The sequence below is a fragment of the Neohoeflea coraliihabitans genome, assembly GCF_019334345.1.
In the GTDB taxonomy this organism is placed as follows: Bacteria; Pseudomonadota; Alphaproteobacteria; order Rhizobiales; family Rhizobiaceae; genus Pseudohoeflea; species Pseudohoeflea coraliihabitans.
Genome location: NZ_JAHWQX010000001.1, coordinates 912,969 through 936,067, shown reverse-complemented (window position 1 = coordinate 936,067; position 23,099 = coordinate 912,969). Strand labels below are relative to the sequence as shown.

General features: G+C 61.3%; 24 protein-coding genes, 1 tRNA gene and 1 pseudogene. 10 read left to right on the top strand and 16 right to left on the bottom strand.

Annotated features, from left to right (window positions below):
- Nucleotides 1–208 precede the first annotated feature (208 nt).
- Entirely contained in the window at nucleotides 209–430 is a 222-nt protein-coding gene (locus KY465_RS04440) for a hypothetical protein (protein WP_219200247.1), read from the top strand.
- Nucleotides 431–539: 109 nt separating this feature from the next.
- Nucleotides 540–1,085: a hypoxanthine phosphoribosyltransferase gene (gene hpt, locus KY465_RS04435; RefSeq protein WP_219200246.1), complete on the top strand. Its 546-nt coding sequence runs from the start codon at nucleotides 540–542 to the stop codon at nucleotides 1,083–1,085.
- A gap of 54 nt (nucleotides 1,086–1,139) precedes the next feature.
- Here hpt and KY465_RS04430 read toward each other — a convergent pair whose 3' ends face one another.
- From KY465_RS04430 to argH, 4 genes are all read right to left on the bottom strand, one after another.
- Nucleotides 1,140–3,815, bottom strand: a complete 2,676-nt coding sequence (locus KY465_RS04430) for a TIGR02302 family protein (RefSeq protein WP_219200245.1) — start codon at nucleotides 3,813–3,815, stop codon at nucleotides 1,140–1,142.
- Between the two features lie 95 nt (nucleotides 3,816–3,910).
- Entirely contained in the window at nucleotides 3,911–5,176 is a 1,266-nt protein-coding gene (gene lysA, locus KY465_RS04425; RefSeq protein ID WP_219200243.1) for a diaminopimelate decarboxylase, read from the bottom strand.
- A gap of 29 nt (nucleotides 5,177–5,205) precedes the next feature.
- Nucleotides 5,206–5,403, bottom strand: a complete 198-nt coding sequence (lptM, locus tag KY465_RS04420) for an LPS translocon maturation chaperone LptM (RefSeq protein WP_219200241.1) — start codon at nucleotides 5,401–5,403, stop codon at nucleotides 5,206–5,208.
- Nucleotides 5,404–5,538: 135 nt separating this feature from the next.
- The gene (argH, locus tag KY465_RS04415; RefSeq protein WP_219200238.1) at nucleotides 5,539–6,939 is read right to left on the bottom strand and encodes an argininosuccinate lyase; all 1,401 of its coding nucleotides are present in this window, start codon (nucleotides 6,937–6,939) and stop codon (nucleotides 5,539–5,541) included.
- Between the two features lie 21 nt (nucleotides 6,940–6,960).
- On the opposite strand from argH, the gene tlpA reads away from it, so the two are divergent.
- The gene (tlpA, locus tag KY465_RS04410; protein WP_219200236.1) at nucleotides 6,961–7,650 is read left to right on the top strand and encodes a thiol:disulfide interchange protein TlpA; all 690 of its coding nucleotides are present in this window, start codon (nucleotides 6,961–6,963) and stop codon (nucleotides 7,648–7,650) included.
- 17 nt (nucleotides 7,651–7,667) lie between these two features.
- On the opposite strand, the gene KY465_RS04405 is transcribed toward tlpA, so the two are convergent.
- From KY465_RS04405 to KY465_RS04375, 7 genes are all read right to left on the bottom strand, one after another.
- Entirely contained in the window at nucleotides 7,668–8,549 is an 882-nt protein-coding gene (locus KY465_RS04405; RefSeq protein WP_219200233.1) for a 3-hydroxybutyryl-CoA dehydrogenase, read from the bottom strand.
- 126 nt (nucleotides 8,550–8,675) lie between these two features.
- Complete coding sequence (locus KY465_RS04400; protein WP_219200231.1) at nucleotides 8,676–9,605, bottom strand: electron transfer flavoprotein subunit alpha/FixB family protein; 930 nt, start codon at nucleotides 9,603–9,605, stop codon at nucleotides 8,676–8,678.
- Between the two features lie 65 nt (nucleotides 9,606–9,670).
- A complete protein-coding gene (locus KY465_RS04395; protein WP_219200228.1) occupies nucleotides 9,671–10,420 on the bottom strand; it encodes an electron transfer flavoprotein subunit beta/FixA family protein in 750 nt (249 codons plus the stop codon).
- A gap of 199 nt (nucleotides 10,421–10,619) precedes the next feature.
- On the bottom strand, nucleotides 10,620–11,474 hold the full coding sequence (locus tag KY465_RS04390; protein WP_219200227.1) for a rhomboid family intramembrane serine protease: 855 nt from the start codon (nucleotides 11,472–11,474) through the stop codon (nucleotides 10,620–10,622).
- Between the two features lie 35 nt (nucleotides 11,475–11,509).
- Nucleotides 11,510–12,094 (bottom strand): cob(I)yrinic acid a,c-diamide adenosyltransferase, encoded by a 585-nt coding sequence (locus KY465_RS04385; protein WP_219200225.1) that lies wholly within the window; start codon nucleotides 12,092–12,094, stop codon nucleotides 11,510–11,512.
- A gap of 14 nt (nucleotides 12,095–12,108) precedes the next feature.
- A complete protein-coding gene (locus tag KY465_RS04380; protein WP_219200224.1) occupies nucleotides 12,109–12,306 on the bottom strand; it encodes a twin transmembrane helix small protein in 198 nt (65 codons plus the stop codon).
- A 75-nt stretch (nucleotides 12,307–12,381) separates the two neighbouring features.
- Nucleotides 12,382–13,242, bottom strand: coding sequence for an SDR family oxidoreductase (locus KY465_RS04375; RefSeq protein WP_219200222.1), 861 nt, complete (start codon nucleotides 13,240–13,242; stop codon nucleotides 12,382–12,384).
- Between the two features lie 78 nt (nucleotides 13,243–13,320).
- On the opposite strand from KY465_RS04375, the gene KY465_RS04370 reads away from it, so the two are divergent.
- Both KY465_RS04370 and KY465_RS04365 read left to right on the top strand, forming a co-directional pair.
- Nucleotides 13,321–14,166 (top strand): YihY/virulence factor BrkB family protein, encoded by an 846-nt coding sequence (locus tag KY465_RS04370; RefSeq protein WP_219200220.1) that lies wholly within the window; start codon nucleotides 13,321–13,323, stop codon nucleotides 14,164–14,166.
- Between the two features lie 233 nt (nucleotides 14,167–14,399).
- The gene (locus KY465_RS04365; RefSeq protein ID WP_219200218.1) at nucleotides 14,400–14,687 is read left to right on the top strand and encodes a hypothetical protein; all 288 of its coding nucleotides are present in this window, start codon (nucleotides 14,400–14,402) and stop codon (nucleotides 14,685–14,687) included.
- Here the strand turns inward: KY465_RS04365 and gluQRS are convergent.
- Nucleotides 14,662–15,582 carry a tRNA glutamyl-Q(34) synthetase GluQRS gene (gene gluQRS, locus KY465_RS04360; protein ID WP_219200215.1) on the bottom strand — a complete coding sequence of 307 codons (921 nt, stop codon included), beginning with the start codon at nucleotides 15,580–15,582 and terminating at the stop codon, nucleotides 14,662–14,664. The genes KY465_RS04365 and gluQRS overlap by 26 nt on opposite strands.
- A 142-nt stretch (nucleotides 15,583–15,724) precedes the next feature.
- Between gluQRS and KY465_RS04355 the strand changes: the two genes are divergently transcribed.
- Nucleotides 15,725–16,381: a DNA-3-methyladenine glycosylase family protein gene (locus KY465_RS04355; RefSeq protein WP_219200766.1), complete on the top strand. Its 657-nt coding sequence runs from the start codon at nucleotides 15,725–15,727 to the stop codon at nucleotides 16,379–16,381.
- Nucleotides 16,382–16,539: 158 nt separating this feature from the next.
- On the top strand, nucleotides 16,540–17,097 hold the full coding sequence (locus tag KY465_RS04350; protein ID WP_219200212.1) for an HNH endonuclease: 558 nt from the start codon (nucleotides 16,540–16,542) through the stop codon (nucleotides 17,095–17,097).
- Between the two features lie 34 nt (nucleotides 17,098–17,131).
- On the opposite strand, the gene KY465_RS04345 is transcribed toward KY465_RS04350, so the two are convergent.
- Entirely contained in the window at nucleotides 17,132–17,656 is a 525-nt protein-coding gene (locus KY465_RS04345; RefSeq protein WP_219200210.1) for a disulfide bond formation protein B, read from the bottom strand.
- 2 nt (nucleotides 17,657–17,658) lie between these two features.
- Nucleotides 17,659–18,246 carry a YqaA family protein gene (locus KY465_RS04340; RefSeq protein WP_219200209.1) on the bottom strand — a complete coding sequence of 196 codons (588 nt, stop codon included), beginning with the start codon at nucleotides 18,244–18,246 and terminating at the stop codon, nucleotides 17,659–17,661.
- 248 nt (nucleotides 18,247–18,494) lie between these two features.
- Here KY465_RS04340 and KY465_RS04335 point away from each other — a divergent pair.
- A tRNA-Leu gene (locus KY465_RS04335) sits at nucleotides 18,495–18,579 on the top strand.
- 313 nt (nucleotides 18,580–18,892) lie between these two features.
- Here the strand turns inward: KY465_RS04335 and KY465_RS04330 are convergent.
- On the bottom strand, nucleotides 18,893–19,639 hold the full coding sequence (locus KY465_RS04330) for a S1 family serine peptidase (RefSeq protein WP_219200207.1): 747 nt from the start codon (nucleotides 19,637–19,639) through the stop codon (nucleotides 18,893–18,895).
- A gap of 451 nt (nucleotides 19,640–20,090) precedes the next feature.
- On the opposite strand from KY465_RS04330, the gene KY465_RS04325 reads away from it, so the two are divergent.
- Together KY465_RS04325 and KY465_RS04320 are read left to right on the top strand one after the other, a co-directional pair.
- On the top strand, nucleotides 20,091–21,197 hold the full coding sequence (locus KY465_RS04325) for an HNH endonuclease (protein WP_219200205.1): 1,107 nt from the start codon (nucleotides 20,091–20,093) through the stop codon (nucleotides 21,195–21,197).
- A 627-nt stretch (nucleotides 21,198–21,824) separates the two neighbouring features.
- Nucleotides 21,825–22,418 carry a hypothetical protein gene (locus tag KY465_RS04320; RefSeq protein ID WP_219200203.1) on the top strand — a complete coding sequence of 198 codons (594 nt, stop codon included), beginning with the start codon at nucleotides 21,825–21,827 and terminating at the stop codon, nucleotides 22,416–22,418.
- 90 nt (nucleotides 22,419–22,508) lie between these two features.
- On the opposite strand, the pseudogene KY465_RS04315 reads toward KY465_RS04320, so the two are convergent.
- A pseudogene (locus KY465_RS04315) lies at nucleotides 22,509–22,772 on the bottom strand (BRO-N domain-containing protein); the annotation flags it as partial.
- Between the last annotated feature and the right edge of the window lie 327 nt (nucleotides 22,773–23,099).

Genomic DNA, 23,099 nt, shown 5'->3' with positions numbered 1-23,099 from the left:
CTCGGACGCTGGCACCGGTCGCGGCGCGATCTTCGCGCCTGGCCGAGCTGCAGGATCACACCGGCGATGGTCGGCAGGACTTGCCGTCGGCATCGGGGTTATGGTGCTTGGATGTCTCACCGCAGTTTCGACGGGATTTTATTGGTTCTCGCAATCAGCCGCGCAAGGCCCGGCGATGCTTGAGCGCGAGCCGGCGGCCCCATTGCTCATGCAAACCATGGCGGCGCCAGCCCAGGCGAACCACCCGCCAGCACTGGTGCGGGATGCGCTGCAGCGCAGCGTCGAGCCGGCTGTGCGACCGTCGGCAGCCGGGTCAGTACCGGAGAAGCGGGTGATGCCGGCTCTGACCGAGGAAGCCGAGAATGTGGCCTCGCGACCACCGCGCATCGAGCGCGCCGGCTCTATCCTGATGATCCGCGCCGGTGACTGATCAAGACGGCTGTTGCAAACTTCCAGGGGAGTGATGAGGAAACAGTTCCATTCAACTGCGTCTCGTTCTAGTTTGCCCGGCGTAGTGGCTGGAAGGAAAAGGGTACCCCATGCAGGTCGTTCGCGGCAAACAGATCGAGACACTGTTCTCACCGGAGCAGATCGCCGAACGCAATGGCGCCATGGCAGAAGCTATTGCCCGCCAGCCGAAAACCGATCTTCTGGTCATCTCGATCCTGAAGGGGTCGTTCATCTTTGCTGCCGATCTGATCCGTGCGCTGCATCAAGCCGGCCTGGCGCCGGAAGTTGAGTTCATCACTCTGTCGAGTTACGGCAAGGGAACGACGAGCCAAGGCGTGAAGATCATCAAGGATATCGACAGTGACGTTGCGGGCCGTGATGTGCTGTTGATCGACGACATTCTCGAATCTGGCCGAACACTGCGCTTTGCCCGCGACCTGATGTTTGAGCGCGGCGCGCGCAGCGTCGAACTGGCGGTATTGCTCGACAAGAGCTGCAAGCGCGAGGGCGAACTTACGGCGGAGTATGTCGGGTTCGAATGTCCGGACTATTTCGTGGTCGGCTATGGCATGGATGTGGCTTACGCCTTTCGCGAGTTGCCGTTTGTCGGTGTTGTCCGCGGCGACGCGAGCTAACCAGGGCAACCGACACCTCGATCAGAAGCACCGCGCACAAGGCGCTGTAGTCCATTACTGCAATTCGAGAAGCCGTTCGAGATACTGCTTTTCGAGCTGCGGCGAGAGGCGCTCTCCCAAACGCTCGCGGATGGCCTCGAGAATCTCGCGGGCGCGCTGGACATCGATTTCGTCGGGCACTTTGACATTGGCTCCGAAATCCGGACCATTGCTGCCACGCGGCCGACCGAGCGGATCCCGGCCATCGGCACCCTGGCCGCCGGCTCCCTGCATGCCCTCGCCATCGGGCCCGCCGGGCTGCGTGCCCATCGCCTGCATCATCTGGTTCATCATCTGCCGGGCGCCCTGGCGCAGGGCCTGGAGCGCCCTTCCCTGGTCCGAGAGGGCCTCGCCCGGAGCGCCGCCCTGAAGATTGCCGGTGGCGTCACCCATCGCGGTGCCCGCCTCGCCGAAGCCTTCGGGGGACTGCATGCCCATGCCTTCGAGGGCCTCGCGCAGGGCTTCGAGCTGGTCCTGCAGCGCCTGTTGGCTTTGCCCCAAAGCATCGAGTTGCTCTTGAAGCGACGGCCCTTCGCCCTGCTGCCCGGGCCTTTGCTCCGGTTGCTGGCCCGGTTGTTGCCCCGGTTGTTGGCCGGGCTGGATCTGGCCCTGCTGGTCGCGCCCTTGCTGGCGCTGATCGCGGTTGTTCTGACGCTGCTGCAATTGCAGGGTCTGATCCATCAATTGCTGCTGTTGACGCATCAGTTCACCGAGCTTGTCCATCTGTTCCCGCATCGGATTTTGCTGCTGCTGCCCCTGTTGGCCCGGCTGACGACCGGCCTGCAGATTGTTCATCATGCGCTGCAGTTCGGATAACATCTGCTGGGCCTGATCCCGGGCGCCCGACCGGGCAAGGTTTTCGATCTGATCAAGCATGTTGTCGAGATCACGCTGACGCAGCATGTTCTGCGCCTGTTGGTTCATGCCTGCGTTTGGCTGCGACGGTGGCGCCTGGCGCGCCAATTCGGACAGATAGTCCTGCATGGCCTCGCGCAATTCATTCATCAGCCGGGCGATCTCCGCATCGGAAGCACCATTCTCGAGAGCTTCGGCAAGGGCTTTCTGCGCCTCGCTCAAGCGCCGCGCCGCAACGGACAGATCGCCATCCTCGATCTCCAGGGCAACGCCCCACATGTGATCGAGGGCGGCGCGCAGATCGTCTGTCGTTCGCGCCGTTTCAAGCCGGCCGCGCACCGAGCTGTACAACAGGAAGTGCGTGAGGTTGGGGATGGTTTCCTCCGGCGCAACCCGCAATGCGTCGTGCAGCGCGAACACCCGGGGCAGCTGGTGCGCATCAAGCGCCAGAATGCTTCGGTGTTCCGCGACCGCGGCGGCCAGAGGCTCGTTGAAACGGCGCGCCGGCAGGGTCATCTCGATGGTCTCGCTGCGGCCGGTCTGGCCAGCGCCGTCGGTGGCGACCAAGGTCAAGCGCACCGGCTGGCCCGCCAGCGGGTGAGCGGTGAGATCGACGCTGGTGGCGGCGCGATGATCCTCCGTGCCGCGCCGCGGTACCGTCAGGCGGTATTCCGGCGGATCGTAGAGCGGGACCGCCTCCGCTCGTTGCTCAATGGCGGGAATGATCTCCGCATAAGCCTCGACGATGCCGAAATCATCGCTGAGCGTATAGTCGGTATCGAGTGCCCCGTTGACGGCCCGGCGGGGTGGTTCGGCGAAGGAAACCTGCGGCGGCCGGTCAGCTATCAGGTTGACGTGCCATCTGCGCTCTGAGCCGGCGACTTCGACGCTGAGTGTACCGGAGCCCTGCGGTTTGAAGGTGTAGACGCTGGCGGTGGCGGCAGATCGCGCCGTGTCGGTTCCGCTGCCGGGGGCGGGTGCGGTGGCCGGTTCGAGGTCCACAACAAGATCGTCTTGATCGCCATAGCGGACATCAACGCGATCGGCATCTGCACCGACGCGCACGGTGATCTCGCTGCCCGACACGGCCTCGCTGCTGCCGCGCGAGTTCGTGGCGTCGCCGGTCAGAAACACGGGCGCGGCGTTGATATAGGGCGGCGGGCTGATCCAGGCATCAATGCGGATATCGCGGGTTTCGGCAGATGCATGGCTTTTGAATGCGTCGGCAAGCCGCCCGGATTGACTTGAGAACGAAAAGGCGAAACCGGTGACGAACAGGAGCGCGACAAGCACGCGCAGACCGTAGGGGTCGCGGGCGGGCAGATCAGAGCGCGGCGCGCCGGTGGCCAGCCGGTCTATATCGGCCGCCAGGCGCCGACGGTGTTCGTCCCACAGGGCCTGCGCGAAGGGATCGTCGCTGGCAAGGGCATCGTCCCGGGCACGGAGCGCCTGGTGCGCGATGTGGTTGGTGCTTTCGAGACGGCGGTCGATCGTTTGCGCTGCGGGGGAAGGGCGGCGACGCAACGGCCAGAGCGCGGCAATCAGTGCGGCAGCCAGTGCAGTCAGACTTGCCAGGCGTGCCCAATTTGGAATGAGCTGAAAGACATTGAACCAGGCCAGCGCACAGAACAGAGCCAGCAGCGCCAGCGGCAGTGCGAGCTGGCCGAGCAACGTCTCGCTGAGGATGACAAGGCGCATGCGCCAGCGCGCCCAGCCGATGCGCCGGCCCAATGTGTCGTCATGGCGAAGTGCTTTCGACGCGTCAGGCGTTGCAGGTCTGCGGGGCGGCTGCCGGTCGGAACCGGTCACGGTCCCCGGGGTGCGGGTGTCGGCCATCCCGTTCTCCGTTGTCGTGTCGCAACGAGGATAGCATCCTTTGCGGCTTTGACGAGGCGGATCGCGGAAAAGTGACGGCTGGCGGTCCGGTGTGTCTAAAGCCAGTCAGGCATCGAATCCGCCGCTATGATGGCTTCATAGGTCGGGCGCGCACGGATGACGTGAAAGCGGTCGCCATCGACCAGAACCTCGGGCACCAGCGGGCGCGTGTTGTAGGACGACGCCTGCACGGCACCATAGGCGCCGGCGGATCCGACAACGATCAGATCACCCGCCTTCATCTTCGGCACCTCGCGATCGAGCGCCATATAGTCACCACTTTCGCAGACGGGACCGACGATGTCGGCACGCATCCAGGGCTGATTGGCGGCCTGCAGGCGGACCGGGCGGATTTCGTGCCAGGCATCGTAAAGGGTTGGGCGGATCAGATCATTCATCGCCGCGTCAATGATGACGAAGGTCTTTTCGCCGCCGTCCTTGACGTAGATCACCTCGGAAATCAGCGCGCCGGCATTGGCAACGATGAGCCGGCCCGGTTCAAAGATGACCTTGCAGCCAAGATCGCCGAGATGGCGCCTGATGATCTGGGCATAGGCGACCGGATCGGGGGGCACGGTGGCGTCATCGCGGTAGGGGACACCAAGGCCGCCGCCCACATCGATGTGACTGATCTCATGACCCTCGGCGCGCAGAATGCCGATCAGTTCGACCATCAGCGTCAAGGCATCGTCGAACGGATCGAGATCGACGATCTGGCTGCCGATATGCATATCGATGCCGATGGCGTGAACGCCTTTCAGCTCGGCAGCGCGACGATAAACCTCGATGGCGCGTTCCCAGGAAATGCCGAACTTGTTCTCTTTGCGCCCGGTGGAGATCTTGGCGTGGGTGCGTGCATCGACATCGGGATTTATGCGGAACGAGACCGGCGCCACCTTGCCGAGAGCCAGAGCGCGCTGGTTCAGCAGTTCCAATTCCGGTTCGGATTCAACATTGAAGCAGAAGATGCCTGCTTCCAGCGCCGCATCCATCTCGCGCGCGGTTTTGCCGACGCCGGAGAACATGATCTTGTCGGCAGGAATGCCGGCGGCCAGGGCGCGGCGCAATTCGCCTTCGGAGACAACGTCGGCGCCGGCCCCGAGACGGGCGAGGGTGGTCAGAACCGCCTGGTTGGAGTTGGCCTTCATGGCATAGCAGACCAACGAATCGAGATCAGCGAATGCCGCGGCGAACACCGTGTAGTGGCGGCGCAACGTGGCTGTTGAATAACAGTAGAAGGGCGTGCCGACCTCAGCCGCGATGGCAGGCAGACTGACATTCTCGGCATGGAGAATGCCTTCGCGATATTCGAAATGGTTCACGAGAGGCTGATCCTCAACAGATGGCGGCGCTAATCGAGCAACCCGTCCAGAATGAAACGGCGGTCGGGCGCTTCATACCGCTCCTCGGCGGGACGTTCGGCGTTGCCCGCCGCTTCGGCCCGTGCCGCACTTGGTGTGATGGGATCGCCCCTGCGGCCGCAAGCGCTCAGCGCCAGTCCGGCCACGAGCAGGAGAGTCAGAGAAGTCGTCAATCTGCGGGTGGTCATCCGTTCCGTCCCGGGTGCTGCGCTGAAACCATCGATCGATGCCCTCTTAGCCGTTTTTCACCGTTTGTGCACCCCAGAAAGTTCGGGATGGATGAGCGACGCCGGGCCGGTGACCGCGGGGACCCTGCATCGATGCTACAACCGACTGCGCCAGAATGCGATCTGCCGGCGCACCTGATCGGGGGCGGTGCCGCCGAAGCTTGTGCGGCTGCGCACCGAGGCATCGACAGTCAGCACGTCAAACACCGCGGCAGTGATCTTCGCGTCGATGGCTTGCAGATCGGCCAGATCGAGGGCGGCAAGGTCGAGACCCTTTTCCTCTGCAAGTGCGACCGCACGGCCGGTGACGTGATGGGCCTGGCGAAACGGCAGGCCGGCTTCCCGAACCAGCCAGTCGGCGAGGTCGGTGGCAGTTGAATATCCGGAGCCTGCCGCAGCGCGCATTGCTGCGCCATTGACGGTCAGATCGCGCAGCATTCCGGTCATCGCGGCGAGCGCCAGTTCGAGACTGGCCGCGGCGTCGAAGACCTGCTCCTTGTCTTCCTGCATGTCCTTCGAATAGGCGAGCGGCAGCGCCTTCATCACGGTCAGAAGGGCGACCAGGGCGCCATTGATGCGGCCGGTCTTGGCGCGCACCAGTTCGGCAGCGTCCGGATTCTTCTTCTGCGGCATGATCGACGAGCCGGTCGAAAAGGAATCCGAGAGGCGGACGAAGTTGAATTGCGGTGTCGACCAGATGACGATTTCCTCTGCAAGGCGCGAGAGATGCGTCGCACAGATTGCGGCCAGCGACAGGAACTCCAGCGCGAAATCACGATCCGAGACGGAATCGATCGAGTTGCGGGTTGGCTCACGGAAATCGAGCGATTCCGCCGTCTGATGGCGATCGATGGCAAAGCCGGTGCCGGCCAGCGCTGCAGCGCCAAGCGGGCTTTCATCCATGCGCTCGATACAGTCGCGAACGCGCGAGCGATCGCGCCCGAACATCTCGACATAGGCCATGCAGTGGTGCCCGAAGGTGACGGGTTGCGCCGTCTGCAGATGGGTAAAGCCCGGCATCACCGTGTCGGCATGCACTTCGGCCTGATCGAGAAACGCGCCGATGAGGCCCGTCAGTGCTGTCTCCGTGCGCTGCAGCTCTTCCTTGGCCCAGAGGCGAAAATCGACCGCCACCTGATCGTTGCGCGAGCGGGCCGTGTGCAGACGTCCGGCGGCCGGGCCGATCAACTCGGACAGCCGCGCCTCGATGTTCATGTGAATGTCTTCAAGGCGGCGTGAGAAGATAAAGGTGCCGTTCTCGATCTCGCCAAGTATGGTGTTCAGTCCCTGCGCGATCTTGTCGCGGTCCTCGGACGTGATAATGCCGGTATTGGCCAGCATGTTGGCATGCGCGAGCGAGCCGCGGACATCCTGACGAAAAAGAGTGCGGTCGAAATCGATGGAAGCGTTGATTTCTTCCATGATAGCATCCGGTCCTGATGCAAAGCGGCCGCCCCACATCTGATTGGAGGCGTCGGAATTGTTTTTATCAGTCATGAAGAAGTCCCGGAGTGACACATGAGTTCAGCGAGATCGCGCCATATTCCAACGCCCGTGCTGGTGGCGATCGCCATTGTTCTGGGCGCCGCGGCGGGCGTGTGGTGGGTATACGGGATGGGCCCGCCCTCTGGCAATGGCGTGGCCGCGCCGGTTGTCGCATCCGACGACAGCGCGAGCTGCACGGGCAACGATGCACTGAGTGCGGCGCTGGAACCGCTGGCGCGCGGCGAGGTGGCGGCGATGGACATCCGCGAGCCCGCGCTCACTCTGCCGCCACTGACGTTTGATGACAGCGCCGGAGAGCGACGCTCGCTCGACGATTTCTCAGGCACGCCTCTGCTTGTCAATTTCTGGGCCACCTGGTGCGCGCCTTGCCGCGCCGAGATGCCGGCTCTCGCGCAATTGCAGGAGGAGATGGGCGGAGACGATTTCCAGGTGCTGGCAATCAATATCGACACCGGCGACCGATCAAAGCCGGAAGCGTTTCTCGATGAGATCGGAGTAAGCAATCTCGGTCTTTACCGTGATGCGACGATGGATGTGTTCAACATCCTGAAAAAAAGAGGACTGGCCTTCGGGCTGCCGGCGACGCTGCTTGTCGGCGCGGATGGCTGCCTGCTCGGGGTAATGAATGGTCCGGCCGAATGGGCAAGCCCGGATGCCAAGGCGCTGATTGCGCAATTGAAAGCCGGGACGCCGCAATCCTGATTGCGACGGCGCCGGTCTCAGCGCGTCGGTACCGGCGTGTCGCCGCGGTAATCGTAGAAGCCGCGGCCTGACTTGCGGCCAAGCCATCCGGCCTCGACATATTTGACGAGCAAGGGACACGGCCGGTACTTGGAATCGGCGAGACCGTCATAGAGCACCTGCATGATCGACAAGCAGGTGTCGAGACCGATGAAATCGGCCAGTTGCAGCGGGCCCATCGGGTGATTGGCACCGAGCTTCATCGCCGTGTCGATGGCCTCGACCGAACCGACACCTTCATAGAGCGTGTAGATCGCCTCGTTAATCATCGGCAGAAGTATGCGGTTGACGATAAAGGCGGGAAAATCCTCCGCAACGGTGATCGTCTTGTCGAGACTGTCGATAAAGGCGCGTGCGGTTTCAAAGGTCTCGTTCTCGGTGGCGATGCCGCGCACCAGTTCGACAAGCTTCATCACCGGCACGGGATTCATGAAATGGATGCCGATGAACCGTTCGGCGCGATCGGTGCTGGCGGCCAGCCGGGTGATCGACAGGGAAGAGGTGTTGGTGGCGAGAATTGCTTCGGGATTGAGGACCGGGCAGAGCTGCTGGAATATCTTGCGCTTGACCGTTTCATCTTCGGTGGCGGCCTCGATGACCAGATCCATGCCGGCCAGATCGCTGATCTCGGCGGCGGGCTTGATGCGCGCCAAGGCAGCATCACGTTCCTCATCGGTGGCCTTGCCGGAGGAGACCTGCCGCGCCAGATTGCCGGAAATGGTCGCATGCATGGTCTGCAGCTTTTCGGGGGCGGCGTCGTAGACATGCACCTCGTACCCGGCCATGGCGCAAACATGGGCAATGCCGCTGCCCATCTGGCCCGCGCCTACCACGCCAACACTTCTGATCTGATTTGCCATTGAAATCGCCTGGGTCTCGCATTCAGATGGACGCCCGCAGTCTCGGAGGGCATCGGCAAGCTAAAGGGCCGGGATGCAGACGTCCAGCCCGGCCACTCGAAGATTATACCGCGGCAAAGAAAAAGCTCAGAGAGCTTTTTCAAATTCCGGCAGTGCGTCAAAGAGATCGGCGACCAGGCCGTAATCGGCAACCTGGAAGATCGGTGCGTCCTCGTCCTTGTTAATGGCGACGATCACCTTTGAATCCTTCATGCCGGCGAGATGCTGGATGGCTCCGGAAATGCCACAGGCAATGTAAAGATCCGGGGCGACGACCTTGCCGGTCTGGCCGACCTGCCAGTCGTTGGGCGCGTAGCCGGCATCGACGGCGGCGCGGGAGGCTCCGACAGCGGCGCCGAGCTTGTCGGCAACCGGCAGGATGACGGATTCGAACTTCTCGGCGGATCCCAGGGCGCGACCGCCGGAGATGATGATCTTTGCCGATGTCAGTTCCGGCCGGTCGCTTTCGGCAATTTCCTCGCGCACGAAGCTCGACAGGCCGGGATCGCCGGCGGATTCGACTGTCTCGACCGAGGCCGAACCGCCCGCACCAGCAGCCTGGAAGGCGGACGTGCGAACAGTGATCACTTTCTTGGCTTCGCCCGACTTGACCGTCTGGATCGCATTGCCGGCATAGATCGGCCGCTTGAAGGTGTCGGCGGAGACGATCTCCAGCACATCCGAAAGCTGCATGACGTCGAGCAGGGCGGCAACGCGCGGCATGACATTCTTGCCGGCGGTGGTGGCCGCGGCGAGGAGCACGTCGTAGTCGCCGGCGAGTTTGACAATCAGGTCGGCAACCGGCTCGGCCAGCCCATGCGCATAGGCATCGTCATCGGCGCTGAGCACCTTGCTGACGCCATCGAGCTTGGCGGCCGCTTCGGCGACACCGCCCGCGTCTTTGCCGGCGACCAGGACATGCAGGTCGCCGCCGATCTTGGCAGCGGCACTGACCGCCTTGGCGGTCTGGTCGGACAGGTTTTCATTGTCATGATCTGCAAGGATAAGAATGGTCATTCATTGTCTCCGGTTTGCGCCGGCGAGCGGCAGGCTCGACCCGGGCGAAAGAAGGATCGCAAAGCTTACAATACGCCGGCTTCGTTCTTCAGCTTGTCGACAAGCTCGGCGGCAGTCTCCACCTTGATGCCGGCCTTGCGGCCTTCCGGCTCCTCGGTCTTGAGAATCTCGAGGCGCGGAGCGACATCGACGCCCAGATCTGCGGCGGTTTTCTTGTCGAGCGGCTTCTTCTTGGCCTTCATGATGTTCGGCAGCGACGCATAGCGCGGTTCGTTCAAGCGCAGGTCGGTGGAGACAATGGCTGGCAGCTTGACGGAAATGGTCTGCAGACCGCCGTCGATCTCGCGGGTAACGTCGGCCTTGCCATCGCCCAGTTCGAGCTTCGAGGCAAATGTGGCCTGCGCCCAGCCGAGAAGAGCGGCAAGCATCTGGCCGGTCTGATTGGAATCATCGTCGATGGCCTGCTTGCCGAGAATGACGAGATCGGGCTTCTCCTCCTCGGCGATCACCTTGAGAATCTTGGCGACGGCCAGCGGCTCGACCGGCTGGTCGGCTTCGACCAGAATGGCGCGGTCGGCCCCCATCGCCAGCGCGGTGCGCAGCGTTTCCTCGGACTTGGCAGCGCCGATCGACACGGCGATCACTTCCTCGGCCTTTCCGGCTTCCTTGAGGCGCAGCGCCTCTTCGACGGCGATCTCATCAAACGGGTTCATCGACATCTTGACATTGGCGAGTTCAACGCCCGAACCGTCCGGCTTGACGCGTATCTTGACGTTGTAATCAACCACCCGTTTTACAGGCACCAAAATTTTCATAGGTCAGCTTCCTCATTCTGTGTCGCCGCGGTGCGAGCAGATGCTCGGCCTGGCCGAAATTGGTCTGCAGGGCCCAGCCCGAAGTCTCCGGCGACAGGGATAGACGAAATTGCCGCAATTTCAACCGAAACCGTGCCCCTGCCAATCGCTGCCATAGGTGGATGTGCTCGGCACGCGGCGCTCATGCCGGTGTTCGGACCTAACGTCCCCAGCGCACGCGGCGCCCGGTGCCGCGACGACCAGTACCGCGAGGATCAGTGCCCCTTGTAGATTCCGACCGCGGAAGCGGCGGCGGCCCGGAAGGCGCCGGGCGGCCCGGCAAGGGCGGTGGCCCTTCGGTATGCACGACGGCGCGGGGGCTCTCGAGGGCGCGGTCAAACAATGGCACGCTGCGGCGCCGCAAGACGACGACGAGCACGGCACCGGCGAGGATGCCGCCGAGATGGGTGGCCCAGGACACCTCACCGTCCGGGTCGGCAATGACCATGTACACCTGCATGCCGATCCAGAAGAGCAGCGGGATGTAGGCGGGCAGAGGCAACGGAATGCGGCCGAGCACGAGGATCCAGACGCGAACCCGCGGATGCAGGATCAGGTAGGCCGAGATGACACCGGCGACGGCGCCCGAAGCGCCGATCAAAGGGGCGATCGAGGCGGGCAGCAGAAGATTGTGAGCGGCGGCCCCCGCGGCAGCGCAGATGAGATAGAAGGCGAGAAAGCGGATGTGGCCGAGCGCATCTTCGACATTGTCGCCAAACACCCAGAGAAACAGCATGTTGGAGCCAAGATGCAGAATATCGGCATGCAGGAAGGCGTAGGTGACGTAGCTGAGCGTTTCCGGAATGACGACGAATTCCGGCGGCAGTTCGGCAAGGTCATTGACCACTGAGGGAATGAAGCCGTAGCTGAGCATCGCCGCCTGGGCGAAGCCGCTGTCAGGACCGGCCAGAGTGGTCAGCAGGTAGACGATCACGTTGACGGCGATAAGCAGCCAGGTGACATATTGCAGACGGATGTGTTTGAGGCTGTTGCGGTCATGCAGGGGCACGAACATCGGAGCTTCCCATTGTTTCGCCCGGCGACTGCCGCTCAGCGATTGTCGCCCGGCACCCAGAGAACGTCTTCGGCGCCCTTGGCATTGGTCCAGCGGGCCGCAACAAAGAGAAAATCCGAGAGGCGGTTGAGATAGCGCAGGGCGGCAGGATTGACGTGCTCGCCACCGGCTTGCTGCAAGGCAACAACATCGCGTTCCGCACGCCGTGCCACCGTGCGCGCCAGATGCAAATGCGCCGAAAGCGGCGTTCCCGCCGGCAGGATGAAGGATCGCAGCGGTTCGAGATCCTTGTTGAGCCGGTCGATCTCCGCCTCCAGACGCTCGACCTGATGATCGATGATGCGCAAGGGCTGCCATTGCGGTTCAGCGTCCGCTTCCGGCTCGGGTGTGGCAAGGTCGGCGCCAAGATCGAAGCAATCGTTCTGAATGCGCGACAGCATGGCGTCGAAGTCGGGCTGATCGGCGCTGTGCAGACGCGCGATGCCGATCAGCGCATTGGTTTCATCGATGGCGCCATAGGCTTTGACGCGCAAATCGCATTTCAGCCGGCGGGCGCCACTGACCAGGCCAGTGGTGCCATCATCGCCAGTGCGGGTGTAGATCTTGTTGAGCTTGACCATCGATAAAGCCTCCGTCAGCGGCCGGCCCCGGTCAACCAGATCGTGGCAACGATCAGGACGATGGCGACGAATTGCAGAAGCACGCGCATCTGCATCATCTTGTTCGAGGCATTTCCGCTGCCGCCGCGGGCCATGTTGATCAGACCGCGCACGAGGACAACGGCGACGGCGAACATTACGATGATGGCCAGATAATAGGTGAAGGTCGACATAAACGTCCTTTCGCAGCTTTCAGATGGCACAGGTGCATCGCCGCCGCAAGGTGGCGATGGCGGAAGCCGCGCCGCTCACGATGAGCGGGCGAGCAGGCGGTAAAACAGGGCAGACGGCAGCACTCGCTGGGCGATGAGGCCGATGCGGGCTTCGAGCGTGACAGGATAATGCGGGCGCGGCGCAGCGCTCGTCAGGGCACGGCGCACGGCCTTGTAGACAGCTTCCGGGCCAGTCTTGGAGCGGCGCAGCAGGCGCTTATCGCTTGACAGCGTGCCGCCGCGCAGACGGTCGATCCGGCTGGCGTAGTCGGCAGCGTGCGGCGATTGCTCCGCGTTGATGTTGTCTTGAAAATGCCCGAGAGCATTGGTGGCGATGTTCGATTCGATCGGACCGGGCTCGATCAGACTGACGTGAATACCGCTGCCGGCCAGTTCCATGCGCAACGTCAGGGTCAACCCTTCGAGAGCGTATTTGGAGGCGGTATAAGCACCGAGCCAGCGCACCGGCATACGTCCGAGAACCGAGGCACATTGAACGATACGGCCGGACCCCTGGGCCCGCATGACCGGGATCACCCTGCGGGTCAGATCGTGATAGCCGATGAGATTGACCTCGAGTTGGTGACGCAGGGCTGCCGGCGGCAGATCCTCGACGGCGCCGACCTGGCTGATCGCGCCATTATTATACAATGCGTCGCAGCGCCCGCCGCTGGCGGCCATGGCCGCCTCGAAGAAGGCGGCGATCGATTGCGGCTCGGCGTAATCCAGCGCGAAGGCCTCGAAGCCATCGGCGCGCAATCGGTCAAGATCCTCCGGCTTGCGGGCGGAGGCGATCACGTGCCAGCCATCGTCACGCAGCCGGCGGGCGCAATGGGCGCCAATGCCGCTTGAGCAGCCGGTGATGAGAATGACCGGCTTTCGGTGTGTTATCGACATTTCGCAATACCTGTTCATTGCGGGACAGAATCCCATCTAAGATCTTCACCGGACATGCTTGAAGGAAATACCGCCTCTATGAAACGTACGCTTTCGGTGATCTGGGACGCCATCTACCATTTCAACAATGATGATGGCTGGGCAATGGCAAGCCATGTGGCGATGTCGGTTTTGCTGGCCTTGTTCCCATTTGTCATATTCGGAGCGGCCCTGGCCAGCTTCCTCGGCGCCAGCGCCTATTCCGAAACGGTATCGCATCTGATTTTCGACACCTGGCCGGCGGCAATCGCGACGCCGATTGCCAACGAACTGGTCGAGGTGCTGACGGTGGACCGGGGCGGCCTTCTGACCTTGTCGGTGCTGGCAGCGCTGTTTTTCTCGGCCAATGGTGTTGAGGCGTTGCGGATGTCGCTCAACCGGGCGTACCGGATGATTGACAACCGCGCCTGGTATCTGACCCGCCTGCAGAGTGTCGGATTCGTGATTATGGCGGTGCTGGCGGTTGTCGCGGTCAGCTTTCTCGTCGTGCTGGGGCCGGTGGTCGTCAAGCTGGCGCGCCAGTATTTTCCGCTGCTTGAAGAGATCATCACGGCTTTCGATCAGTGGCGGATCGTCATTGCCATCGTCGTCCTGGTGATCGGCATGATCATCGCCCATAAATGGTTGCCGGCCGGGGAACGGCGCGTGATCGATGTGCTGCCGGGCGTTATTGTCACGCTTGTCGCCTGGAGTGCGGGAGCGCTGCTGTTTGCCTGGTATCTGCAGGCGCTCGGCACCTATGTGGCGACCTATGCCGGGCTGGCTTCGATCGTCGTCGCTCTGGTGTTTCTCAACATGATCGCCGTGATCTTCATCTTCGGTGCCGAGGTCAATGCAGCGATCATGAAGATGCGGGCGCGGGCGCGGGCGCGCAAAAATCAGTAGCCACATTGCCGGCAGCGTCGGCCACGCTGCAAAGCAGGCCTTAACCCTAAGATTAAAGTGCTTTTGCGCGAAGTTGAGTGCAAGCGTACATTGGTATGCGTGGTGATGTCGGTTTGCGGCCATGAGGGCCAGCGGCAGCGCGAGGTCAGGTCCTAGCGTTGCATTCCGCCGGCTTCCAGGGTCCTCCATTGAGGCAATTCGCCTTAATACGGGAGGATGAAGGGAGACATTGCATGTTTTCCATTGAAGTTTTCGGCCTGCCGATCCTGATCGTGTTGGTTTTCGCCGCTGCCTTTTATTTCATGGGTTGCGCGATGGATGCTCTGGCTGCGGAAAGCGGCTTCGGCCCGTTCGGAAACATGCTGATCCTGTTCACCGGGTTCCTGACCAGCCGCATGGCGCTGGATGCGTTGGCCTCGCCCCCCTTGCCATGGGAATGGCTGATGCCAGCGGCGGTCGGCTGTGCATTTACGGGGCTGATCCTGGCGATGCTCGTCAAGCTTCTCGGCCGAATGGCCTGAGCGGCGCATCAAGACCGGCCATCTTGCGAATTTCAGCGATGGTCGTACCGCGTGCCCTGAGTGCGGCGAGAGCCGTGTCCCCGTCACTCTTCGATAGCTTGCGGCCATTGCGGTCGGTGATCAGCTGGTGATGGCGGTAGATGGGTGCCGGCAATCCGAGCAGAACCTGCAGGAGCCGGTGGGCAGCAGTGGCAGCGAAGAGGTCCGCGCCGCGAATGACATCGGTGATTTGTTGCAGGGCATCATCGACCACTACCGCCAGCGCATAGCTTGTCGGCGTATCGCGGCGCGCCAGCACGATGTCGCCCCAATCCTGTGGCGCCGCGACCTCGTCGCGCAGCGTCCCGTCTTCCCCGCCTTCCTGCCAGTTCAGCGGGGTGGCAAGACCCGTCAGCGCGCGCTGCATGTCAAGACGCCAGGCGAAAGAGGCACCGGAGGCGATGCGTTCGTTTCTCTTCGTCTGCGACCAATGACGCTCCTGACCCGGGTAGTGGGGTGCCCCATCCGGATCGCGCGGCCAGACCGCGCCGCGCTCCTCGAAGGCAGCGACGCTCGCCTTGATCTCCCCTCGGCTGAGAAAGGCGGGATAGACAAGGCCGAGGCGATCAAGTTCCAAAAGCGCGGCGCGATAGGCGGGCATATGCTCCGACTGGCGGCGCACCGGCTGCGGCCAGGACAGGCCGAGCCACGCAAGGTCCTCCCCGATTGCCTGCTCATATTCCGGGCGGCAGCGCTCCGCGTCGATGTCCTCGATCCGCAGCAGGAAGGTGCCGCCATTTTCTGCGGCAAATTGCCAGTTAAGAAGCGCCGAGCGGGCATGGCCGAGATGCAGCCGGCCATTGGGTGAAGGTGCAAAACGCACGCGCGGCGCCTGAAGGGTCTGGGTGTCTGACATGGCGTTTGTCGTATCCGGGCCGGGCGGGCCCGGATCAGTTGGCGGTTTCATCGGCTGTCTGTCGCATGTTTTGCGGTTGACGTCACCGGTGCCGGACGTTCTCGTAGGGTAGTGCGAAGGCTTGAACGAGGCACTGGCAGTGATGGGAGAGAATAGGCTGCGCATAGGCTGCGAGGCCGATATCGCTGAAGGGCTGGCGGCGCTGGCGCTGAAGGATTCGCGGCTCCGTGCGGTGATAGACAGGGCGGGGCCGGTGCCGTTGCGCCTGCGTCCGCCGGGACTTGCCGCGCTTGTCGACATCGTGCTCGCACAGATGGTCTCGAAAGGCAGCGCCGCGGCCTTGAGCGCGCGCTTGCGGGCGGCATGCGATGGCGAGATCACACTACCGGCCCTGCTGGCGCTCTCGCAGGCAGACAGCCGCGTGATCGGGTTGTCACGGGGGAAATTCGCAACGCTGCGCGCAGTGGCTGAGGCGGTTGAAGCGGGACGGCTCAAGCCGGCGGATCTGTGTGCCGAACCGGTCGAGAAGGCGATGAGTGCCCTGACCGCGATAAAAGGGATCGGACCCTGGACAGCGGAAGTCTATCTTCTTTCCTGTGCCGGACATGCGGACATTTTCCCGGTCGGCGATGTCGCATTGCAGCGGGCCGTGGGCCATGCCTTCGGCGATCCGTCAATCGGGGGTGCAAAGGCCTTGCGGCAGGTGGCGGAAACCTGGTCGCCCTGGCGCAGCGTCGCGGCACGGCTGTTCTGGGCCTATTATGCGCATCATATGCGCCGCGACGGCGCGCCGCCCTAGCTGACGCCGCCGGCCAGTGCCACCGCCAGTACCACCGGCAGCGCCACTGCCAGCGCCCCGGCAGCGCTTTGTGTGAAGAACGCAGATGCCAGCTTCACAAGGGTGTCACAGTGCGCCTAATATAAGACCGCTAGGCAACAGACGATCGGGAGGTTCGCTTGACGATCCATGTGTCGCCGCAGTCGATGCCCGCGCTGGTCTTGAATGCGGATTACAGACCCTTGAGCTATTATCCATTGTCACTGTGGTCGTGGCAGGATGCAGTGAAGGCTGTTTTTCTCGACCGCGTGACGATCGTGGCGGAGTATGACCACGCGGTCTCCTCGCCGAGTTTCTCCATGCAATTGCCCAGCGTCGTCTGCCTGAAAAGCTACGTCCGACCTTCGCGGCATCCGGCCTTCACACGCTTTAACGTCTTTCTGCGTGACCGGTTCGAATGCCAGTATTGTGGCTCGGAGGAAGAACTGACCTTCGATCACGTCATTCCGCGCCGCTGTGGTGGGCAGACGACCTGGGAGAATGTCGTTGCCGCCTGTTCACCGTGCAATCTGCGCAAGGGCGGGCTGATGCCGAAACAGGCTGGCATGCTGCCGCGGCAGAAGCCGTTTCGCCCCTCGGTGCATGATCTTCACAACAATGGCCGCCTGTTTCCGCCCAACTATCTGCATGAGAGCTGGATGGATTATCTCTACTGGGATGTCGAATTGCAGCCCTGACTGGCGCCGTCGTCCGGCGCCGTCAGGCGGTGCGTCAGGCGCGGCGGAAGGCGGCGCGCAGGGCGATGATGGCGAGGATGGCGCTGGCGATGACGTTCCAGCCCGCAAAGGACAGGCCGAGAACGCGCAGCGCCGCCGCGTCGCATGAGGGCGGCTTCTTGGCATTGAGATCGGAAAGCAGATCGCCGGCATTGGTGGTGACGCCTTGCGCCGAGGTGGCGCAGCTGGTGGGGCCGGGCCAGAACTGCCATTCGACGCCGGAATGGTAGATGCCGAGCGCGCCGCCATACAGCATCAGCAGGGCGCCGGCGAGAAGCAGACCGCGGGTCAGCAGCGCCGGGCCGGACAGCACCTGGCTGAGCGCTGCCAACGCCATCAACGGAATGCCGAGATAGTAGGGCGTCCTCTGGGTCAGGCAGAGGGCGCAGGGGATGTAGCCGCCAATGTGCTCAAAGGCCAGCGCGGTGCCGACCACCGCGGCCATGCCAAGAGTGAGAAACAGGGCTGCGACGAGCTGCGGCCGGCCAGTAGGTGCGGTAAGGCTTGTTGCAAGATGCATGATCAGAACACGTATTTGACAGCGTAGAAACCGCCGCCCAACAAGAGGACGAAAAGGGTGAAAAGAAGGCCAAGATACTTTTCGATAAAAAGCCGGATCGGCGCTCCGAAGCGGTAAAGAAGGGCACTGACGAGTACGAAACGCAAGCCGCGGCCGACTATGCTGATCAGGGTGAAGAGCACGATATTGAACCCGGTGCTGCCGGAAAAGATGGTCAGCACCTTGTAGGGAAACGGTGTGATGGCCGCGAAAAAGATGGCCCAGCCGCCCCAGGACGACTCGTTGTACCAGTCGCTGATCTGCGCGAAGGAATCGGCCTTGCCGTAGAAGGCGAGAATCGGCTGGCCGATCGCCTCGAACAGGAACATGCCGATCAGATAGCCGAGAAAGGCACCGAGGACCGAGCCGAGTGTGCAGATGACGGCGAAGCGTAGCCATCGGGCGCGCTGCGCCAGCACCATCGGGACCAGCAGGACATCGGGCGGGATCGGAAACACCGAGCTTTCGACAAAGGAAACGCCGAAGAGCGCCTTTTCGGCGTGGCGGGTCGCTGCCAGCGACATGGTCCAGTCATAGAGGCGTCGCAGCATTTCCGGGCTCGCGATTCGGTGGGTCGCTCCGGTTTTAGGAGCATTGATGACCGAGAACAACCGGGGCGGACGACAAACCGGAGAGGGGCTTGCGCGCAACTGACATTTCCTGCCGGCGCGGCCCGTTCCGATCGCTGCGGCAAGCGGTTAGGCAAGCTGATGGCAGAAAGTATTTGACCCTGACCCATCGGCGAATATAGTCCTGCCCGCCTACCCCCGCTCGCGCATCCTGGTGCGCGAGACACAGTGCCCCTGTGGCGGAATTGGTAGACGCGCCGCACTCAAAATGCGGTTCCTTCGGGAGTGCTGGTTCGATCCCGGCCAGGGGCACCATGCAGCGCTTACGTGCTTTGATATGTAAGTGCTTTTCTCGGTTTTTGTGCACCATTGGCTGGGATTGTGTACCAATTTGTGGACTGATCTAGCTCGCATCCAGCTGTAAGTTGGCTTCGTGCGGCGTATTCACACTCCCACGGGAGCAGCCATACATATGTTCGCCGAAGGCATGCTTTTCACATCGATTGAGTAACTTATGTCATCAAAATTCATCGAAATGGGAAAGAGTGACGAAACAACTAAGGTGTGGTGTAGCTATCGCTGTTTCTAGTTTGCCGGATGTCGAGAATCTCCTGCAATCTGTCTCTTATCAGTTAAATGCAATAATTTCTTGAATGGCTCTTGTTTTCCAGACGAACCCTAAATCTGATTCGTTGTTAATTCGTCCGCTGTAGATGCCGAGAAACTGAGAAACGGGCCCTCCAAATGTGACTACTGCACCGGAAGGCCGCGTTACCGTGCCACTATTGCGTTGCGCAATGACTGGTGACCCGGATTGACCTTTTCTAGATCGGCAGTCTACTAAAAAAACTGGAAGATCTTCGTAATCGAAAATCGGTTCGGTTGCGATGAATCCTGTAGCCCAGATTGGGAATTTACCGTGCGCAGTGAGGCCAAACGGAAATCCGATCACGCTAACCGGATCGGCGGGACCGACCACAAAATCGCAGCCTTCGTTGTATAGGTCGTATGGATGGAGATCTACTCCATCCGTCTCAACGAGGGGCAAAGCGACTACGTCCGCTCTGCTTCCGAGAGCAGGATGCTCAAGCCATCGTCGCACTCCGTCTTTGTATAGAGCCTCAGTCTTCTCGATCCATGTCCCCAAGGCTCCGGTGGCGTGGTGATGGATCCGGACATGGGTTGGCAATCCACCCATGTTATGAAGACATCTGTCGGTATTTTGATCTCGTCCTGTTAAATTGTGCCGATTGGTTATCAACATCGCGCCCTGGCTCGTCTGAACGGAAAACGCCGTCCCGGTGCTCAATATCGTATCTTCAAAAAGCAACTGAATGTACAAAGACTTCACTGATGGGAGGAGGATACTGTTCAACTGAGAGACTTTGCCGCGCGTGATTATCGAAGAGCCTACCTTGCTAGGCCATTATGTAATGATTTGTGCAGTTGCGCTAGGGGCCGCCCATTAAAGTGTCGCGCGAGTGATGATTGCATGGGGAAGTTTCGGGTCCCCCGAAGACTGAGAGGGTCCTAGTCTTCGACAGCGAACATGTGTGGGTGAATGAAGCAAGGTGGCGGAGGCAGAGGCCGATCTCGGAGACCAACATCCTGCCGTCCCTCTTAAGAGAGGTTAAACCACTCTTACGCATCACATGCGTTTCCGCTTCGCCGAATGCAGCGAAGTTCATCCTTGACTAGGCGATGCCGAGCACTCGGAGTGCACTGGTGGCGACGAGCGCGTTCCTAGATTTCGCTTGCTGGAGTCGCTTTCTACATAGCGTCGATCGGTGTCCTCTTTAAAATAATCCTTGCTGTGCCGCTGCGGCATGAGCGATGTTTCCCCTATGGTCTACGAGATACTATCGGAAGGCGCGGAGCCGTTAAGTGCTGCTATCGATATCGAGGATGGCGCTATAGTGCTGCATAGCCGAGGCGGAACGATCGGGAGCTACAGCGAGAGAAATCGCGATTATTCGGAAGCTCTACGTCTCATATTGACACGCACACTTGAGGCACGAGCGGTTTTGCGTGGCATATGGGTGGATAGCGCCCGGACCCGGCATCTTCCGGGAGCCGATCGTATCATTCTGGCTTCTAGCGAATTTGTTGGGTCTCCCAGCGACCTGTTTACCTTGATTAGCCGACGTATGCAGGCAATTGGCCGTTCTTCGACGGCACAGACAACTCGAGGAAACTCGAATAAGCGCATTCGCATCGAGGTGGAGGGAAAGAGCCGGTCACAAATCGAGCGCATGCTATCGGCGCATATCCGTCGCGAAAGCGGTTCGCCGCGCGGTCGTCTTTCTGCCGACACCCTATACAGTGTAACGGCGGAACATGTCCGGGAAGCTGTCCTTGACGCTATCGAAAATGGCCCGGACCCCGCATTTCAGGAGTCCCGCCAGTACGACCTGATTGCGGGAGATGGAATCAGATTGCCGCCCAAGGCCGTGTTCGGGCGAGCGGCAACGCTGGCACTTGGATTTCGAGTGCTCCCGGAGCATTTCTCGGCGGGGGAGGGTGAGCCGTGTTTCAAGATTCTTAGGGCGGCCGGTTTCGGTATCGTTCCGAAGGGCGAGGTCGAGAGGGCCGTCCCGGTCTTGTCGCGCGAGGACTTGTCTTGGGCTGAAGGCGATCCGAGGCTGGTCAGTCATCTTAAACGAGAGCGGCATAGAGGTCTTCCTGCGGCCAAACGGGCGGAGTTCAGAAGAATTCATGGCCGACTCTTCTGCGAGCTGTGCGGACTCGATCCCGTGATTCAATACGGCGGGCCCGAAGGGGAAGCATGCATAGAGGTGCATCATGCGCTGCCATTAGCCGAAATGGCTCCTGGACATGAAACGAGATTGTCGGATGTCGAATGCCTTTGCGCGAACTGTCACCGCGTCGTTCACAGTCAGATGAGCCAGCGCAGCCGCTTTGCAGGACGCTAGGAGGTTGATTTTGCCCGTGTTGTACCGTGAGCTTCGAGCGGCTGGACATGAGGTTACCCCCCCCACGGGGGGTAATCGGGAAACGTGCGCCAATTCAAGCACGGTAAGGCGGTTTTTCACGAAATGGTCGTTAGCAGACTGAGCCACGGCCGGGCGCGGGGTCCCCTACCGCTCCCCGGGATCTCACGGTCACCAAGAGTATCTCAGGGACCCCGGGGATCCGGAGGAGGGACGGAGGATGAGCGGTGGGGGAAGGGGGTCGGTGTATGCCCGGGGTAACCCTGGGGACCCCGGGGGATTGGGGTGGGATACGGGGGGAGGCAGGGCGTACTCCCCGCCGGCGTGCGACTTGGAGAGTTGGTCGACCATCCACTTGTCGTAGCTTGGCCGCTCGTCTTGGAGGCGTCTTGGTCAATGACCTCGACGAGGTGCGCCACCAGCTTGGCCGGCGCATCCGCGCGGTCATAGAACTTGAGGGCCTCTCACCGATCGCGAAGTTTCGCGCCTGTGTAGATTTTGCGGTAGTATGACATGCTGCTGTAACGCATAAAGCCAAGAGGCCGCTTATCTAGTCCCATGATCGTAGACCCGATAGTGCATTCCACGAGTTAAAAGGGGGTGGCAGAAATGAACCATCGTCAGAGCGGAAGCATGGATAGCGTAACTATTGCGTTCGAGCTCATGAGACTGGAGCTCGGTGCCGAAGTTGATAACCTAAATGCTTATGGAGCGAGCCTTTTCCACGAATCGCAGTATGAAGAGGCGACGAAGCTGGGAGAGAGAGGAAAAGCCCTTCGGGGCTTCTTGGAGAAAGTTCAGCTACTTGAGGCGGAATGGGTTAACTCGTTCGCCGGAACCGCCGAAGTTGACTACCAAGATCCAGCGGTCGAGGCTGCAACGCGCCAAATTCTCTCCAACTCAAAATCTCCAAAGACAGCACTCTTGGTTCGATACCCATGCGGCGAGGTGGTGGCTGAGAAAAAAGGCGCGGACACGCTTATTGAGGTCATCAAACGCGCCGGAGCTGAGCGTGTCGCGAAGCTAGGAATTTTAGTTAATAGCGAGAATATCGTGTCACGAACGCCCTCGAAGAAATACAATGAAGCGAGAGTACCGCCCCATTTCATTAAGACGCACAGCAGCACGGCACAAAAAAAGCGGAACATCGAACAAATTTCGGACGCATTGGGGTTGGGTTTAACGGTAGAGATCATCAGCTGATGACGAAAACATTTGTTGTCAGCGTCGACCTTTAGTCTTCTATTATCTTCAATAACTTCGAGCTTAGGTAAGCCGGTGAAATCGCAGCTCCGCAGGGAGCACCTCGCGTGTCACCCAGTCTTGGAAGGCGGGGGCCTCGGGCTTGTCGGAGCGCATGACGAGCTTGTACAGGCTGCTCTCGGTGACGATGCTGGCGTCCTTGCCTTGGCGCATCCCAAGGTGAACTCGTTTCACTTTGGGCTTCTCGTCGGCGTCCAGCCGGTTGTAGATGTGGGTGATCCCCGAGGACCTCCCGTACAGGACGTGCAGTACGTCCGACCCGACGAACCATGGGGCTCCGTCTTTCTCGACCACGCGGATGGTGTGTCGGTGTCCTGCCGGGTTCCAACGGCTCCCTGGGGACCTCTCGGGCCCTGTGAGAGGGGGTAGGTGGTAGGTGGTGGGTCTCCCCCGGAGGCGGAGGGGTTGCCTGGGGGTTTCCCGGGGCGGGAGACACGAAATACTCTGGACCGAGCGGAGGAGGAGAACCTCAGGTTAACCTAATGTGTCACTAAGAGGAGGTATCTCCCGCCTGTATGAGTACCTTTTAAATCGACCCACTCCACGGCCCCCGACCACCCCCACCGGGAGCAGTCCCCTTGCCGCTATTGAGCCGGGCCTGATGGATCTTCGCCATCTCCA

Bases quoted from the DNA above. Each gene is read 5' to 3' on its own strand.
- KY465_RS04400 (WP_219200231.1), bottom strand. From the start codon at position 9,605: ATGACCATTCTTATCCTTGCAGATCATGACAATGAAAACCTGTCCGAC.
- KY465_RS04365 (WP_219200218.1), top strand. From the start codon at position 14,400: ATGTTTTCCATTGAAGTTTTCGGCCTGCCGATCCTGATCGTGTTGGTT.
- KY465_RS04355 (WP_219200766.1), top strand. From the start codon at position 15,725: ATGGGAGAGAATAGGCTGCGCATAGGCTGCGAGGCCGATATCGCTGAA.
- KY465_RS04405 (WP_219200233.1), bottom strand. From the start codon at position 8,549: ATGGCAAATCAGATCAGAAGTGTTGGCGTGGTAGGCGCGGGCCAGATG.
- KY465_RS04325 (WP_219200205.1), top strand. From the start codon at position 20,091: ATGAGCGATGTTTCCCCTATGGTCTACGAGATACTATCGGAAGGCGCG.
- KY465_RS04320 (WP_219200203.1), top strand. From the start codon at position 21,825: ATGAACCATCGTCAGAGCGGAAGCATGGATAGCGTAACTATTGCGTTC.
- argH (WP_219200238.1), bottom strand. From the start codon at position 6,939: ATGACTGATAAAAACAATTCCGACGCCTCCAATCAGATGTGGGGCGGC.
- KY465_RS04380 (WP_219200224.1), bottom strand. From the start codon at position 12,306: ATGTCGACCTTCACCTATTATCTGGCCATCATCGTAATGTTCGCCGTC.
- KY465_RS04370 (WP_219200220.1), top strand. From the start codon at position 13,321: ATGAAACGTACGCTTTCGGTGATCTGGGACGCCATCTACCATTTCAAC.
- KY465_RS04390 (WP_219200227.1), bottom strand. From the start codon at position 11,474: ATGTTCGTGCCCCTGCATGACCGCAACAGCCTCAAACACATCCGTCTG.
- KY465_RS04440 (WP_219200247.1), top strand. From the start codon at position 209: ATGCAAACCATGGCGGCGCCAGCCCAGGCGAACCACCCGCCAGCACTG.
- KY465_RS04430 (WP_219200245.1), bottom strand. From the start codon at position 3,815: ATGGCCGACACCCGCACCCCGGGGACCGTGACCGGTTCCGACCGGCAG.
- gluQRS (WP_219200215.1), bottom strand. From the start codon at position 15,582: ATGTCAGACACCCAGACCCTTCAGGCGCCGCGCGTGCGTTTTGCACCT.
- KY465_RS04340 (WP_219200209.1), bottom strand. From the start codon at position 18,246: ATGCTGCGACGCCTCTATGACTGGACCATGTCGCTGGCAGCGACCCGC.
- tlpA (WP_219200236.1), top strand. From the start codon at position 6,961: ATGAGTTCAGCGAGATCGCGCCATATTCCAACGCCCGTGCTGGTGGCG.
- KY465_RS04345 (WP_219200210.1), bottom strand. From the start codon at position 17,656: ATGCATCTTGCAACAAGCCTTACCGCACCTACTGGCCGGCCGCAGCTC.
- KY465_RS04395 (WP_219200228.1), bottom strand. From the start codon at position 10,420: ATGAAAATTTTGGTGCCTGTAAAACGGGTGGTTGATTACAACGTCAAG.
- lptM (WP_219200241.1), bottom strand. From the start codon at position 5,403: ATGACCACCCGCAGATTGACGACTTCTCTGACTCTCCTGCTCGTGGCC.
- KY465_RS04385 (WP_219200225.1), bottom strand. From the start codon at position 12,094: ATGGTCAAGCTCAACAAGATCTACACCCGCACTGGCGATGATGGCACC.
- hpt (WP_219200246.1), top strand. From the start codon at position 540: ATGCAGGTCGTTCGCGGCAAACAGATCGAGACACTGTTCTCACCGGAG.
- KY465_RS04375 (WP_219200222.1), bottom strand. From the start codon at position 13,242: ATGTCGATAACACACCGAAAGCCGGTCATTCTCATCACCGGCTGCTCA.